Below are 15,315 nucleotides of genomic sequence, written 5' to 3' on the forward strand. Positions count from 1 at the left end.
TTCCGTGATCCGGAACCCACAGACCGCGGCTCGGAACCTAGGGGTGTTGCATCTAAGGGTCAACCCCTTGTTGCATCTATGTTTGCGCGGGGGCGCGAGACATCCCTTTCGCACGGTGTTCGCACGGGTCCGGTCCCGGATGCCGAGATGCGTCCGGGACCCGGTGCGCTCGCTGCGACGGCGTCCGGGGGCGGGTGTGCGGGTGAACCGACGGCGCGGCGGGGGTGTGCGCCGCTCGGCAGGATGCCGTAACCGCCGCGCGCGGGTCACGGCGTGCGGTGGCGGCGGCCTGACCACGGCGTGAGTGTGCGGCGGGACGGCAAGCGCGAAGCGTCTTGCGAATACGGCCCGGACGACGAGCACGAAGCCTCAGCGTACGCAGCCGAGCGGCGAGCGCGAAGCCTCATGCGCACGCAGCCGAACGGCGACCACGGAACCTCTCGCATCCGCAGTCGTACGAGGAGCGCGGGGCGGCATGCGTACGCAGCCGAAGGCCGAGCGCGGACCTACATGCTCAGCCCGGCGACGAGCGTGGAGCGGCATGGGCGCAACGCCTCGCTCACCCCCGGGCGTACGAGGCGGAGGTCGCTCAACTCCGGTCGCAGGGCGTGCCGTTCACCCGCGAAGAGCGGGCATCGACACCCCGGGCCGGACGCCCGGGCCGCTGTCCGCTCACACCCGTTCCAGCGGGCGGTGCGGCTCGGCCGGCAGGTCGACGGCGATGGAGTCGCCCGGCCGTACCTCACCGCCGGTCACCACGATCCCCATGATTCCCGCCTTGCGGACGACGCCGCCGTCCTCGTCACGCCCCACGACCTGCTTCAGCAGTCCGTCCTGGAACATGTCGATCTGCAGGCACGGATTGCGCAGCCCCGTCACCTCGATCACCGCCGCGTCGCCGAGGCGCAGCAGCGTGCCGACGGGGAGCGCCAGCAGGTCGATACCGGCCGTGGTCACGTTCTCCCCCAGCTCGCCGGGGCTGACCGCGAACCCGGCCGCCGCGACCTCGGAGAACAGCTCCTCGTGGATGAGGTGGACCTGGCGCAGATTCGGCTGCGTGGGGTCCTGCGCGACGCGCGAACGGTGCTGCACGGTCACTCCCAGGTGCGCGTCACCCTCGACGCCCAGCCGGGCCAGCAGCCTGATGCTGTCCTGCGTGGGCTTGCTGAAGTCGTGCGCACCGCTGCGGCTCACCGCCGTGACCCTGGCACCCATGGCTCTCCCCCTCCGGTGGTCCCCCGTGGACCCGGTGATCACCTTAACCGGGGCTGCCGGAGACCGACCCGTTACCCGGGGCTGCCGGACACCCCCGGCCCGGACCGGAACAACCGGCAGTGCGGGCACGGGGCGCCTCGGGCGCCACGCCCCAGCGCCCCAGCACCCTCGGGGAGCCTCACCCCCCTCGCCTCGGCGTCTTCAGCGGCGCAGCTCCTTCCTGCTCACCCGGCGCAGCCTCCGGCGCTGCGAGGGGTCGAGCAGGAGATAACCGACCGCCGGTACGCCGAACAGCACCAGCAGCACGCCCCAGAGGGGCACTCCGAGAATCAGCAGAACGATCGCTATCGCCACGCCACCGACAGCGACCTTGGCTCCGTTCGACATCTCCGACGCCTCCTTAGCGGCGACCCCCGTGGTCATCCTGTGAACGGGCACACACTCCCGACAGTTCCCCGGTGCCCTTCACCGCGTACGGCGCCCGGCGCCGCCTCTCTCCAGTCTCACTCCGGACGCAGCGGAGCGCCGACCGCGTGCATGTGCCGGAGCGCCTGGCCGTACGAGTCGAGCAGCCCGGTCTCGGCGTACGACAGCCCCAGCGCGCGGCAGTGGCGCCGGACGAGCGGCTGGGCCAGCCGCAGGTGGGGCCGGGGCATGTTCGGGAAGAGATGGTGCTCGATCTGGTAGTTCAGCCCGCCGAGCATCCAGTCCGTGAGGACACTGCCCCGCACGTTGCGCGAGGTCAGGACCTGGCGGCGGAGGTGGCCCCAGCGCTGGTCGTCCTGGCCGGGCATCTCCATGCCCTTGTGGTTGGGCGCGAAGGCCATGCCGAGGTGGAGGCCGAAGAGCGCGTGGTGGAGGAGCGCGAAGGCGAGCGCCTTGCCCAGGGGCAGGGCGGTGAGCACCAGGGCGGCGTAACCGGCCAGGTGCGCGACCAGGAGCAGCGCCTCCACGGCGCGTTCGCGCGCCCCTTGCCGCCGCAGGTCCTGGAAGCTGGTGACCTTCAGGGCGAACCCTTCGAGCAGCAGCATGGGGAAGAACAGTTTCGCCTGGTGGCGGGTGACCCAGCCGGCGAAGCCCCTCCGCTCGGCCGCCTGCTCGGCGGTCCACACGAGGGCGCCGACACCCACGTCGGGGTCCTTCTCGATGTGGTTGGGATTGGCGTGGTGCCGGTTGTGCTTGTCGTTCCACCACGCGTAGCTCATACCGAGGAGCAGATTGCCGTGCACGAGGCCGATGGCCCGGTTGGCACGGCGGCTGCGGGCGATCTGAGCGTGCCCGGCGTCGTGCCCGACGAAGGCGGTACGGGCCGAGAGGACGGCCAGGGGGAGGGCGAGCAGCAGGGTCCACCAGGTGTCTCCGGCGAGGAGGATGCCGGTGGCCACGGCGGCCAGGAGCAGCAGATTGACGGTGATGCCCGCCGCGTACCAGCCCGTGCGGCGTTCGAGGAGGCCCTGCTCCTTCACCTTCCGCAGCAGCGGGGTGAACTCGCTTCCCGTGTCCGGCGGAGCGGCGGCGGAGGGTGCGGTTTCCGTGGTCGCTGCGGGGGCCTGCGGCATGAAGGTCTCCGGTCCGTGATCGATCGCAATGCGCTGACCTGTGGAAACGTACGGACTTGGGTCCGCCGGCAGCCATGGCGGCAACACCCGGGATGCGCGGGGGCCAGCCCCATCCTTGCGCGGGGGGCTGGGTACACCGTCGTCCGCCGGCGCGGCACGACCGTCCACGTCAGCGGCGGCCCGATGCCACGGTCCGCCCGCGCGCCGTGCGTCGGTTCCGCGGCGGCACGTCACGTGATCCTGCTCACCGCGGCGGCGCTCCCGCAGGGGTGCCTGCGTGAGGTACCCTCGGCGCCCCGGGTTCACTAGTCAAATTTGAGGAATGCAGAGTTCCGTGCATCGGTCTTCCGCGCCAGCTCCGTCCGACATCGCCCGGCTCTCCCGTTGCTCGGCGGTCTTCCTGCCCGGTGACCCCGCGCGCACCGGCCGGGTCGCCTTCTGGTCCCCCGACGGCGATCCGCACGAGCCACCGGGCGTCTCCGAGGACCTCACCGTCGCCGTCCCGGACGGCGACGACGTCCGGGAGCGGACCGTACGCGCCGTGGTCCTGCCGGTCCGCGACGCCGTGCCCGTCCTCACCCGCGCCCGCGCCGCGCAGGGCGATCCCGCCGCCGTGTTCTGGGGTTCCGCGGCGGTGCTCGCGCTCCAGCTGGTCGCCCGCGGTCGCCTGCTGCCCGGCCTGACGGCCACCGACCACGACGCCTGGCGGGTCGGGCCGCTCGGCCCCGACGACCTGCGCCGGCTGCGCGATCTCGCGGCCGCCATGCCACCGGCCGCCCACGCCGTTCCCCTGCCCGGCACGGACCCGTTGCGTCTGCCCGATCCCGAACGGCTGCTGCGCTCCTTCCTCGACGCGGTCGCCGACGGCCTGCCCCGCTCCCCCGCCGCGGCACTTGCCGCCGGCGGCCCGGCGTTCGCCGCCCCCGAACCGCAGCGGCTGCCGGAACAGCGCGACTGGGCCGCCGATGTGGCCGCGGGACACGACGCGGGCGTACGGGTCTCGCTGCGCATCGAACTGCCCGGCCTCCTCGACGGCGGGTCCGACACGGAGAGCGGACTCCGGTTCCGCGCCGTCGTGCAGGTGCACAGCCTCACCGACGCCGCGCTCGTCGCCGATGCCTCGGAGGTGTGGGCCGGACACGCGGGCCGGGGCCCGCGCGCCTTCGGGCCCCGCGCGCGCATGGACGCCCTGCTCACGCTCCGCCGGGCCGCCCGCACCTGGGCTCCGCTGTCCCCGCTGCTGTCCGCCGCCGTGCCCGACGCCATCGAGCTCGCCGACGAGGAGGTCACCGAACTCCTGGGCGAGGCGGCAGGACGCCTCGACGCGGCGGGCGTGCAGGTCCACTGGCCGAAGGAGCTGGCCCGCGAACTCACCGCCAGGGCCGTCATCGGCGCTAAGGACGACACCGGCCCGGACCGTCCCGAGTCCGGCCTGCCGTCCCTGATGTCCGCGGACGCCGTGCTGGACTTCCGCTGGCGCTTCGCGGTCGGCGGGCAGGACCTCACCCGCGAGGAGCTGGACCGCCTCGCCGAAGCGGGACGCCCCGTCGTACGGCTGCGGGACCGGTGGGTGCTGGTGGATCCCGTGCTGGCCCGCCGCGCCCGCGACAGGCAGGACCGCAAGGTCGCGCCGGTCGACGCCCTCGGCGCGGCGCTGACCGGGACGGCCGAGGCCGACGGGGAGACCGTCGAGGTGGAGGCGGAGGGCCGGCTGGCGGCGCTGCGCGACCTGCTCGCCGATCCGGAGCGAGGCGGGGCGGACCGCGTGCGGGTGGCGCAGCCCGCTGCCCTCGCCGCGACCCTGCGCGACTACCAACTCCGCGGCCTGGACTGGCTGGACCGCATGACAGGGCTCGGCCTCGGCGGCTGTCTCGCCGACGACATGGGCCTGGGCAAGACCATCACCGTCATCGCGCTCCATCTGCACCGGCAGGCGCTGCGTACGCATCACGGCGCAGGGGGACCGACCCTCGTCGTCTGCCCGACCTCCCTCATGGGCAACTGGCAGCGGGAGATCGAGCGGTTCGCGCCGGGCACACCCGTACGCCGCTATCACGCCTCCGCCCGCAGCCTGGACGGCCTGGCGGACGACGCGTTCGTGCTCACCACGTACGGCACCATGCGGCTCGACGCCGAACGGCTGGCGGCGGCCGGACCGTGGGGCATGGTCGTCGCCGACGAGGCGCAGCACGTCAAGAACCCGTTCTCCGCGACCGCCCGGCAGCTCCGCACCATCGGCGCCGAGGCGCGCGTGGCCCTCACCGGCACGCCGGTGGAGAACAATCTGTCCGAGCTGTGGGCGATCCTCGACTGGACCACGCCCGGACTCCTGGGTTCGCTCGGCTCGTTCCGCAGGCGCTATGCCGACGCCGTCGAGAGCGGCCGGGACCCGGCGGCCGCCGAGCGGCTCTCCCGGCTGGTCCGTCCCTTCCTGCTGCGCAGGCGGAAGGCCGACCCGGGCATCGCACCCGAACTGCCGCCGAAGACCGAGACGGACCGGGCGGTCGCTCTCACCAAGGAACAGGCCGGGCTGTACGAGGCGGTGGTGCGCGAGACGCTCGCGGAGATCTCCGGCACCGGCGGGTTCGCCCGACGCGGTCTGGTCGTCGCGCTGCTCACCGCCCTCAAGCAGATCTGCAACCACCCGGCGCAGTACCTGAAGGAGGACCGGCCGCGGCTCACGGGCCGTTCGGGCAAGCTGGAGCTGCTCGACGAGTTGCTGGACACCATCCTCAGCGAGGACGCGGGCGTCCTGGTCTTCACGCAGTACGTGCAGATGGCCCGGCTGCTGGAGGGCCATCTGGCCGCGCGGGGCGTGCCCGCCCAACTCCTGCACGGCGGCACGCCGGTGGCCCGCCGCGAGGAGATGGTGGAGCGCTTCCAGAACGGTGAGGTCCCTGTGTTCCTGCTGTCGCTGAAGGCGGCGGGCACCGGGCTCAACCTCACCCGGGCCGCCCACGTCGTGCACTTCGACCGGTGGTGGAATCCCGCCGTCGAGGCGCAGGCCACCGACCGCGCCTACCGGATCGGCCAGACGCAGCCGGTCCAGGTGCACCGCATCGTCACCGAGGGCACGGTCGAGGACCGCATCGCGGACATGCTCGAGCGCAAGAGGGAGTTGGCGGAGGCGGTGCTCGGCAGTGGTGAGGCAGCACTGACGGAGCTGACCGACGCGGAGCTGGCTGATCTGGTGGCGCTGCGGAGGGACGGGCGATGACCGGGGGAGAACACATGAGGTCGGGCCAGGGCGCGGACTCCGGCGACCCGGAGCGCGTCTTCGAGGCCCTGCCACCCGCGCCGGGGCGTGGTTTCGCGCAGACGTGGTGGGGCCGGGCCTGGCTCACGGCACTGGAGGACACCGCCCTGGATTCCGGCCAGTTGGCGCGGGGCCGCCTGTACGCGCGCCAGGGCGCGGTGGGTGCCGTGTCCGTCAGACCGGGCCGGATCACCGCCGTGGTGCGCGACCGTGACGGTACGCCCCACCGTTCGGACGTTCTCCTGCGGGAGTTCGGGGAGACGGAGTGGGACCGGCTGCTGGAGACGGTCGCCGGCCGGGCCGGGCACATCGCCGCCCTGCTCGACCGCGACATGCCGCCCCATCTCGTCGAGGACGCGGCGGCCGCGGGTGTCGAACTGCTGCCGGGAATCGGGGACTTGGAGCCGGAGTGCACGTGCGGCGCGTGGGACCACTGCCCGCACACCGCCGCGCTGAGCTACCAGACGGCGCGGCTGCTGGACGGGGATCCGCTGGTGCTGCTGCTGATGCGCGGCCGGGGTGAACGCGCGCTGCTCACCGAGCTTCAGGTGCGCAGCGCGGCGCGGGCCTGCCGGGACGTGGAGGCAGGAACCGCGACGGACCCCGGACCTGACGACGAACCGGACGCCGAGAACGGCGGGAGCGGGCAGGACCGCCGGGGCGCGGAGGGCGGCCGGAGCACGCGGGACCGCCGGGGGGCGGAGGACGGCGTACCGGCCCGGGCGGCGTTCGCGGCGGCCGGAGCGCTCCCGCCTCTCCCCCCGCCTCCCGCGCCGCTCGCGGAGCCGGGCCGCCCGCCCCTCCTCACGGGTGGCACGGATCCGGCGCCGGGACTGGACGTGCCCGCGCTGGAATTCCTCGCCTCCGACGCCGCGGCGCGAGCGGCGCTGCTGCTCGCCGACGCCCTGTCGTCGTCGCACCACCTGTCGCCGGTTCCGGAGGAGTTGACGCCCGGCCGGGACGCCGTGCGGCTCGCGGCCGCCGGTCCCGCCGCCCCGATCGCGGCACGCCTCGCCGACGGCAGCGGCCGGGACGGACCCGGCATGGCGTTGGCCGTACGCGCCTGGCGACAGGGCGGCCCGGCAGCGCTGGCGGTGCTGGAGGAGGACTGGGCCCCGGGGCCGGACGCCCTGGCGCGGGCAATGACGGAGCTCTCCGCCGCCTGGGCCGACCAGGAGCGCGCACCGCGGTTGCGCGCCACGGGGAACCGCTGGACGGCGGTCGGCACGGACGCGCAGCTGCGCTACGGGCGCGACGGGCGCTGGTGGCCCTACCGGAAGGAGCGGGGACGTTGGTGTCCGGCCGGCCCGGCCGGAGTCGACCCGGCCGCCGCACTGGCCCTGCTGCTCGACGGCACGGACTGAACGGCCGCCTCCGCAGGGCGTCCTGGAACGCATTCCCATGGACCCGGCACCGTACGTCGGATCGCCGGGCACGTACGGCGGAGGGCCGGGCCAGTACGTGGGATCGCCGGGCACGTACGGGGGAGGGCCGTGCCAGTACGTCGGATCGCCGGCCCCGTACGGCGGAGGGCCGGGCCGCAACGAGGCCCGGCCCTCCGTGTCCACTCGGCACGCACCGTTCGGCACTCCCCGTCCGCGGTCTCGCCGGGCCGGACGCCGAGAGGACCCCTCAGACTCCTCGGCACCCGGATCCCCGCGGGGCCCGGATGGGGCGGCCGCCTCTGCGGGCGGTCACCGGCCCGGTGGCCGGCGCGCTCGCATCCGAAGGCGAACGACGCATCGCGACGTCCGCCTTCCCGGCGTGCCGCAAGACCGTTGCGGCGCCTCCCCCACGGAAGTGCCGTTCCGGTCTCGCACCCCCGAATACGGATGCGGACGCGGGTTCGACTCAGAACCCGTCCCGGTATTTTGCCCAATGTTGGTGATTTCAGGGGACGTTGCACACCTGGCGCACGCCGAGCAGGTGGTCCATGGCCAGCTGGTCGAGCCGCTCGAACGCCATGCCACGGTCCGCTGCGGCCTCCACGTCGAAGTCCTCGAAGGCCGTACGGTCGGCCAGCAGATCCGCCGCCGTCTCTCCCTCGTCCAGGGTCGGCAGCGCCAGCTGGTCGAGCCGGGACACCCTCAGCGCCGCCTGGACCTCCGGGTCGGTGCGGAAGGCGGCCGAACGCTCCTTGAGAATCAGGTAGTTCCGCATGCAGCCCGCCGCCGAGGCCCAGACCCCGTCGGCGCCCTCGGTGCGCGGCGGCTTGAAGTCGAAGTGGCGGGGCCCCGCGTAGCCGGCCGATTCGAGGAGGTCGACGAGCCAGAAGGCGGCGCGCAGGTCCCCGGCCCCGAAGCGCAGGTCCTGGTCGTACTTGATGCCGGACTGCCCGTTGAGGTCGATGTGGAACAGCTTGCCCGCCCACAGCGCCTGGGCGATCCCGTGCGGGAAGTTGAGCCCGGCCATCTGCTCGTGGCCGACCTCGGGGTTGACTCCGTAGAGGTGCGGGCGTTCGAGACGCTCGATGAAGGCCAGGGCGTGGCCGAGGGTGGGCAGGAGGATGTCGCCGCGCGGCTCGTTGGGCTTGGGCTCGATGGCGAACCGCAGGTCGTAGCCCTGCTCGGTGACGTACTCGCCGAGGACGTCGAAGGCCTCCTTCAGCCGGTCGAGGGCGTCGCGTACGTCCTTGGCGGCGCCGGACTCCGCTCCCTCGCGGCCTCCCCACGCCACATAGGTCCTGGCGCCGAGTTCGGCGGCGAGGTCGATGTTGCGGATCGTCTTGCGGAGGGCGTAGCGGCGCACGTCGCGGTCGTTGGCGGTGAACGCGCCGTCCTTGAAGACCGGGTGGGTGAAGAGGTTGGTGGTCGCCATCGGGACGACGAGGCCGGTGGCCTCCAGGGCCTGCCGGAACCGCTTGATGTGCGCCTCGCGCTCGGCCGGCGCCGCTCCGAAGGGGATCAGGTCGTCGTCGTGGAAGGTCACGCCGTAGGCGCCGAGCCCGGCCAGGCGCTGTAGGGCCTCGACGGGGTCGAGCGCGGGGCGGGTCGCCTCGCCGAACGGGTCCCGGCCCTGCCAGCCGACCGTCCAGAGACCGAAGCTGAACTTGTCGTCGGGGGTGGGCTGGTAGCTCATCGCGGCTCCCTCACTCTTTCATCATGGCTGTTGACAAATTAGTGGGCACCGGCAGAGTGGGGAACCCCCGATGCGCGCACCACGAGGAAAGGGACGGGACGATGGCACCGGAAGGACCGCTGGTCGTCGGTGTGGACAGCTCGACACAGTCCACGAAGGCCCTGGTCGTGGACGCCGCGACCGGCGAGGTCGTGGCGCGCGGGCAGGCCCCGCACCAGGTCAGCGAAGGACCGGCCCGGGAGAGCGACCCGGAGCAGTGGTGGGGCGCGCTGTGCGAGGCCCTGGCGCAGTGCGGGCCAGTGGCGCGCGACGCGGCCGCGGTGTCCGTAAGCGGCCAGCAGCACGGACTCGTCACGCTGGACGCGGCGGGCCGCCCCGTACGGCCCGCGCTGCTCTGGAACGACGTGCGCTCCGCCCCGCAGCGCGACCGGCTGGTGGAGGAACTCGGCGGCCCGGAGGCGTGGGCCGAGCGGATCGGGAGCGTGCCCGCCCCGGCCTTCACGATCACCAAATGGGCGTGGCTGCGCGAGAACGAGCCGGAGGCGGCCGCCGCCGTGTCCGCGGTGCGGCTGCCGCACGACTACCTCACGGAGCGGCTGACCGGGCGCGGCACCTCCGACCGCGGGGACTCCTCCGGCACGGGATGGTGGTCGGCGGCGACCGGCGCGTACGACGAAGAGCTGCTGAGGCACGTCGGCCTCTCCCCCGCTCTCCTCCCCGAGGTGCTGGCCCCCGGGGAGACGGCCGGGGCCGTACGCGGCGGGCTCGGCGAACTCCCGCTCGCCCCGGGCGCTTTGGTGGCTCCCGGCACCGGGGACAACATGGCCGCCGCACTGGGCCTCGGGCTGCGCCCGGGGCAGCCGGTCATCAGCCTGGGCACCTCGGGGACGGTGTACGCGGTCGCGCGCCGGGGCCCGGCGGACCCCACCGGAACCGTCGCGGGCTTCGCGGACGCGCTCGGCGACTGGCTCCCGCTCGCCTGCACCCTCAACTGCACGCTCGCCGTGGACCGGATCGCCGCGCTGCTCGGGAGGGACCGCGAGGCGGTGGAGACGGGCGGCGAGGCGGTGTGCCTTCCGTTCCTCGACGGGGAGCGCACCCCGAACCTCCCGTACGCATCGGGGCTGCTGCACGGGCTGCGGCACGACACGACGCCGGGGCAGGTGCTGCAGGCCGCCTACGACGGCGCGGTGTTCGCCCTGCTCGCCGCCCTCGACCGGGTGCTGGAGGGCGAGACGGCGGATGGCGCAACCGCGGACGGCGAGACGGCGCACGGCGCCGCGCCACCCGTGCTGCTCATCGGAGGCGGCGCTCGGGGCACGGCCTGGCGGGAGACGGTCCGCCGGCTGTCCGGCCGCCCCGTGCAGGTGCCGCACGCCGCGGAGTTGGTCGCCCTCGGCGCGGCCGCCCAGGCGGCCGGAGTGCTGACCGGAGAGGACCCGGCGGCGGTGGCCCGCCGCTGGGGCACGGACCATGGCCCCGCCTATGAGCCGGTCGCCCGGGACGAGGCCGCGTGGGAGCGGCTCAGCACGACCCTGGCCGGGGCCGGCGGACTGCTGGGAGGCGCGTGAGCGGCGTCCCGGAAGCGGAAGCCTCCGCCGAACAGAACCGGCAGGAGCCCGGATCGGCCGCCCCCACGACCGGCGCGCGATCCGCGCCCGGCACACGGCGTGCGCCCCACACCCAGCACGGCATACGGCAGCGCAACCTCTCCCTCGTGCTGCACACCGTCGCCGCCGAGGGCCCGCTCTCCCGTGCCGATGTCGCGGGGCGGATCGGGCTGACGCGGGCCGCGGTCTCCACGCTCGTCGATGAACTGACGCGCGCCGGGCTGCTGGTGGAGCTGGGCCGGGGCCGCCCCGGCACCGTGGGACGGCCCGGCAGCGCGCTGGCGATCGGCGACCGCGGGCCCGCCGGACTGGGCGCGGAGATCGGGGTCGACCATCTCGCCGTCTGCGCCGTCGATCTGCGCGGTCGGGTGCGCGTACGAGTCGAGGAGCCGGTCGCGGGGCGGGACAGCGAACCCGGGCCTGTACTGGCCCGGCTCGCGGAACTGGTGCGGACCGTGGCGGCGGAGGCGGAGCGGGAAGGGCTGCGACCCGGCGGACTCGCCGTCGCCGTCCCGGGGCTGGTCGCCCGGGGCTCGGCGACGGTGGTGCGCGCGCCGAACCTCGGCTGGCGGGGGGTGGACACCGGGCCCGCCCTGGAGGTCGCCCTGCCCGGGGTCCCCGTCACCGTCGGCAACGAGGCGAACTTCGGGGCGCTCGCCGAACTCCGGCTGGGTGAGAGCACCGCCTCCCGCCGGGACTTCGTGCATGTCTCCGCCGAGATCGGCATCGGCGCGGCCGTCGTGGTGGACGGGGCTCTGATGCAGGGTGCGCAGGGCTTCGCGGGCGAGCTGGGCCATGTGCCCGTCCACCCCGAGGGGCCCACATGCCCCTGCGGCGGCCGGGGCTGCCTGGAGCAGTACGCGGGCGAGGAAGCGGTGCTGAGAGCGGCCGGGTTGCGGGGCGGCGAGGGGGTCGGTGAGCTGCGGGAGCGCGCCGGGGCGGGCGAGGCGGCGGTGCTGCGCGCCCTCGACGACGCCGGCACGGCCCTGGGAATCGCACTCGCGGGTGTGGTGAATCTGCTCGATCCGCAGGCGGTGGTACTGGGCGGGGCGCTGGCCGAGCTGTCGCCCTGGCTGCTGCCCGCGACGGAACGCGAGTTGACCATACGGGTGACCCGGCCGTACGGCGAGATCGCCGTTTCCCGGGTGGGACGCGACGGGCCGTTGCTGGGGGCCGCGCACTCCGTTGTGCAGGCCGTACTCGACGATCCTCTCGGGCGCGCCGGCTCCCGTGGTGGCGGCTCGGGCTGACGTCCCCGTCCCGGGGCCCGCCGGTCCGGTCACCATGACGGCGGGCCGGCACGCGCACTCCCCGCGCTGGAGAACCCATGGACCCTCACCGTCCCGCCCGCCGCACCCTGCTGAGCGGCGGCCTCCTCACTGCCACCGCCACCGCCCTGGGCGCGGGCAGCGCCGCGCCGGCCGCGGCCCGCCCCCGGCGTCCCGCCGACTACCCCGGTGCGTACTGGTCCCCGGCTTCCCGGTCCAACTACACCGTGTCCCGCCGCCCTTCGGCGCATCGCATCGACCGCGTGGTCGTGCACGTCACGCAGGTGACCTTCGCCGACACGATCCGGATCTTCCAGAACCGGTCGTCCCGGGTCTCCGCGCACTACGTGGTGCGTTCCCGGGACGGGCTGGTCGCCCAGTGCGTGCGCGAGAAGGACATCGGCTGGCACGCCGGCAACTGGGGCCACAACACGCGGAGCATCGGCATCGAGCACGAGGGGTGGGTGGACCGGCCCGAGTGGTTCACCGACGCCCTGTACCTCTCCTCGGCGCTGCTCACCGCGTATGTGTGCGAGACCTACGGCATCCCCCGGGACCGCGACCACATCATCGGTCACCACGAGGTGCCCGGCGCCGACCACACGGACCCGGGCCGGTACTGGGACTGGGCGCGCTATCTGCGGCTGGTGGGCAGCGTCCGCACCATCTGAACGGCGGCACCGTCCGACCGGTGCACCGTCGAACCGGCGGCACCGTCGAGCCGGCGGCACCGTCGAACCGGCCTCCGCGGCTCAGCCGATGGGCAGGCCCGTGTAGTTCTCGGCCAGCTCGGCCGAGGCGGCGGTGGAATCGGCGATGCGGTGCAGCCGGGCGAGCCGCACCCGTGCGTCGAACGGGGTGTCACCAGGATCGGTGTGCAGGGCCGTGGTCATGAAGGAGGAGAAGTGCTGCGCCTGCCAGACGCGGCGCAGGCAGGTGCGGGAGTAGGCGTCGAGCCGCTCCTGCGCACCGGTTGCATGCCGGTCCGCCAGGGCCTCGGCGAGCACGACGACGTCCGCGACGGCGAGGTTGAGGCCCTCGGCGCCGGTGGGCGGGACGATGTGGGCCGCGTCACCGGCGAGGAAGAGGCTGCCGTACCGCATCGGTTCGGTGACCCAACTACGCATCGGCGTGACGGACTTGGCGGTGACCGGGCCGCGTTCCAGTCTCCAGTCGGAGTCGACGGCGAACCGGGTGTCCAGCTCGTCCCAGATGCGCTCGTCGGGCCAGTCGGCCGGGTCGGTGCCGTTCGGGACCTGTAGATACAGACGGCTGACCTGGTGCGACCGCATGCTGTGCAGGGCGAAGCCGCGCGGCGAGTGCGCGTAGATCAACTCCTCGCAGGAGGGCGGGACATCGGCCAGAACGCCGAGCCAGGAATACGGATACTGGCGCTCGTACGAACGGCGCTCGGCGGCCGGGTTCGCGTCGCGCGCGATGCCGTGGAAACCGTCGCAGCCCACGATGATCTCGCAGTGCAGGGTCTGCTCGCGGCCCGCGTGGACGAAGCGGACGGCGGGGTTGCCGTCCGCCACGCCCTCGATGGCCACGGCGCGGGCCTCGAACAACAGCGGGCCGCCCTCGTCGAGTTGGAGGGCGATGAGGTCCTTCACCATCTCGGTCTGGGCGTAGACCATGACACTGCGGCCCCCGGTGATCCCGGGAAAGTCGATGCGGTGGCCGCGCCGGTCGAACCGCAGCTCGATGCCGTGGTGCACGATGCCCTCGCGGTCCATCCGCGCGCCCGCGCCTGCGGCGCGCAGCGCGTCGGCGGTTCCCTGCTCCAGGATGCCCGCGCGCTGGCGCTGCTCGACGTAACGGCGGTCGCGGCCCTCCAGGACCACGGAGTCCACGCCGGCCCGGTGCAGGAGCCGGGCCAGCATGAGTCCTGCCGGACCTGCGCCGATGATGCCGACGGTGGTGCGCAACGCGTACTCCTGGAGGGCGGGAGCGGTGAGAGGTCAGCGTTCGAGGACCAGCGCGAGACCCTGGCCCACGCCGATGCAGAGCGCGGCCAGGCCGACGCCCGAGCCCGCGGCGGCGAGTTGGTGGGCGACGGCTCCGGCGAGGCGCGCACCGGACGCGCCGAGCGGGTGGCCGATGGCGATGGCGCCACCGCGCGGGTTGACGATCGCCGGGTCCAGGTCGCGCCATTCGGCGAGGCAGCCCAGGGACTGCGCGGCAAACGCCTCGTTGAGCTCGAAAGTGGTCAGATCGGCGAAGTTCCGGCCGGCCTTGGACAGCGCGCGGCCGACCGCTTCGACGGGGCCGAGGCCGAAGAGCTGGGGCTCGATGCCGGTGACGGCCGAGGTGCGGATACGGGCGAGCGGCTCCCGCCCGGTGGCCTTCAGCCCCTCCTCGTCCACGAGCAGCAGGGCGGCGGCGCCGTCGTTGAGGGGCGAGGCGTTGCCGGCCGTAACCGTGCCGTCCTTCCGGAACACGGGCTTCAGCTTGGCGAGGGCTTCGAGGGAGGTGTTCTCTCGGACGCTCTCGTCGCGCGTGAGGTCGGTGCCCTCGACGGGCAGCACCTCGGCGTCGTACGCCCCGTCCTTCCAGGCCCGCGCCGCCTTCTCATGACTGGCCAGGGCGAACGCGTCCTGCTGCTCGCGGGTGATGCCGTGCTTGTCGGCGACCAGTTCGGCCCCCTCCCCGAGGGAGACCGTCCACTCCTCCGGCATCCGCGGATTGGTCATCCGCCAGCCCAGGGTCGTCGAGAACATCTGCTGGTTCCCTGCCGGGAAGGCCCGCTCCGGCTTGGGCAGCACCCAGGGGGCGCGGGTCATGGACTCCACTCCCCCGGCGAGCACCACGGAGGCGTCACCGGTCGCGATGGCACGGGCGGCCTGGATGACGGCCTCCAGGCCGGAGCCGCAGAGACGGTTCACCGTGGCGCCGGGGATGCCGACGGGCAGCCCGGCGAGCAGCACGGCCATCCGCGCCACGTCCCGGTTCTCCTCGCCCGCGCCATTGGAGTTGCCGACGTACACGTCGTCGATCCGGCCCGGGTCCAGGTCCGGGGTCCGGTCGGTGAGCGCCTTGACGACATGCGCGGCCAGGTCGTCCGGGCGTACGCCGGAGAGCGCGCCCCCGTACTTGCCGATCGGCGTGCGGACGGCGTCGACGATGTAGACCTCGCGCAGGCGGTCGGTCATGGGGAGCGCTCCTCCTGGCAGGGGGCTTGTTCGCTGGATGAACTTTCGTTCATAATCTCGGGCGCAGTGAGTGTCCGCCCGGCGGCGCCGGACTGTCAACGGTGCGGTCGGCAGGTCGGGCGGGGTGGCGGCCCGTCGATCCCGGGCCACGGGAGGATCCCCGGTCCGTCCCCGTCG

The 15,315-nt window shown here is 73.9% G+C and carries 11 protein-coding genes; 5 read left to right on the forward strand and 6 right to left on the reverse strand.

The genetic code is table 11. The features are described 5' to 3' along the window. Window positions 1-672 precede the first annotated feature (672 nt). From ACGFNH_RS16075 to ACGFNH_RS16085, 3 genes are all read right to left on the reverse strand, one after another. Entirely contained in the window at window positions 673-1,215 is a 543-nt protein-coding gene (locus ACGFNH_RS16075) for an MOSC domain-containing protein (protein ID WP_393654024.1), read from the reverse strand. A gap of 201 nt (window positions 1,216-1,416) precedes the next feature. After that, window positions 1,417-1,602 (reverse strand): hypothetical protein, encoded by a 186-nt coding sequence (locus ACGFNH_RS16080; RefSeq protein ID WP_393654026.1) that lies wholly within the window; start codon window positions 1,600-1,602, stop codon window positions 1,417-1,419. A 116-nt stretch (window positions 1,603-1,718) separates the two neighbouring features. Next, window positions 1,719-2,774: a fatty acid desaturase family protein gene (locus ACGFNH_RS16085; RefSeq protein ID WP_393654028.1), complete on the reverse strand. Its 1,056-nt coding sequence runs from the start codon at window positions 2,772-2,774 to the stop codon at window positions 1,719-1,721. A gap of 322 nt (window positions 2,775-3,096) precedes the next feature. On the opposite strand from ACGFNH_RS16085, the gene ACGFNH_RS16090 reads away from it, so the two are divergent. Both ACGFNH_RS16090 and ACGFNH_RS16095 read left to right on the forward strand, forming a co-directional pair. Continuing rightward, complete coding sequence (locus ACGFNH_RS16090) at window positions 3,097-5,991, forward strand: DEAD/DEAH box helicase (RefSeq protein WP_393654030.1); 2,895 nt, start codon at window positions 3,097-3,099, stop codon at window positions 5,989-5,991. A 14-nt stretch (window positions 5,992-6,005) separates the two neighbouring features. Then, window positions 6,006-7,394 (forward strand): SWF or SNF family helicase, encoded by a 1,389-nt coding sequence (locus tag ACGFNH_RS16095; RefSeq protein ID WP_393654032.1) that lies wholly within the window; start codon window positions 6,006-6,008, stop codon window positions 7,392-7,394. A gap of 526 nt (window positions 7,395-7,920) precedes the next feature. Here the strand turns inward: ACGFNH_RS16095 and xylA are convergent. Next, window positions 7,921-9,108, reverse strand: a complete 1,188-nt coding sequence (gene xylA, locus ACGFNH_RS16100; RefSeq protein ID WP_393654034.1) for a xylose isomerase — start codon at window positions 9,106-9,108, stop codon at window positions 7,921-7,923. A gap of 101 nt (window positions 9,109-9,209) precedes the next feature. Here xylA and xylB point away from each other — a divergent pair, with 101 nt between their 5' ends. The 3 genes from xylB to ACGFNH_RS16115 all read left to right on the forward strand — a co-directional run bounded on the left by xylB (window position 9,210) and on the right by ACGFNH_RS16115 (window position 12,657). Continuing rightward, window positions 9,210-10,679, forward strand: coding sequence for a xylulokinase (gene xylB / locus ACGFNH_RS16105; protein ID WP_393654036.1), 1,470 nt, complete (start codon window positions 9,210-9,212; stop codon window positions 10,677-10,679). Further along, window positions 10,676-11,968, forward strand: coding sequence for an ROK family protein (locus tag ACGFNH_RS16110; RefSeq protein WP_393654038.1), 1,293 nt, complete (start codon window positions 10,676-10,678; stop codon window positions 11,966-11,968). The genes xylB and ACGFNH_RS16110 overlap by 4 nt, the downstream gene beginning before the upstream one ends. A gap of 77 nt (window positions 11,969-12,045) precedes the next feature. Beyond that, window positions 12,046-12,657 (forward strand): N-acetylmuramoyl-L-alanine amidase, encoded by a 612-nt coding sequence (locus tag ACGFNH_RS16115; RefSeq protein ID WP_393654040.1) that lies wholly within the window; start codon window positions 12,046-12,048, stop codon window positions 12,655-12,657. Between the two features lie 81 nt (window positions 12,658-12,738). Here ACGFNH_RS16115 and ACGFNH_RS16120 read toward each other — a convergent pair whose 3' ends face one another. Together ACGFNH_RS16120 and ACGFNH_RS16125 are read right to left on the reverse strand one after the other, a co-directional pair. Further along, entirely contained in the window at window positions 12,739-13,914 is a 1,176-nt protein-coding gene (locus ACGFNH_RS16120) for a 4-hydroxybenzoate 3-monooxygenase (protein WP_393654042.1), read from the reverse strand. Window positions 13,915-13,947: 33 nt separating this feature from the next. Beyond that, window positions 13,948-15,138 (reverse strand): thiolase family protein, encoded by a 1,191-nt coding sequence (locus ACGFNH_RS16125; RefSeq protein WP_393654044.1) that lies wholly within the window; start codon window positions 15,136-15,138, stop codon window positions 13,948-13,950. Window positions 15,139-15,315 lie beyond the last annotated feature (177 nt).

The organism is Streptomyces sp. NPDC048639, from assembly GCF_043199075.1.
Taxonomy (GTDB): Bacteria; Actinomycetota; Actinomycetes; order Streptomycetales; family Streptomycetaceae; genus Streptomyces.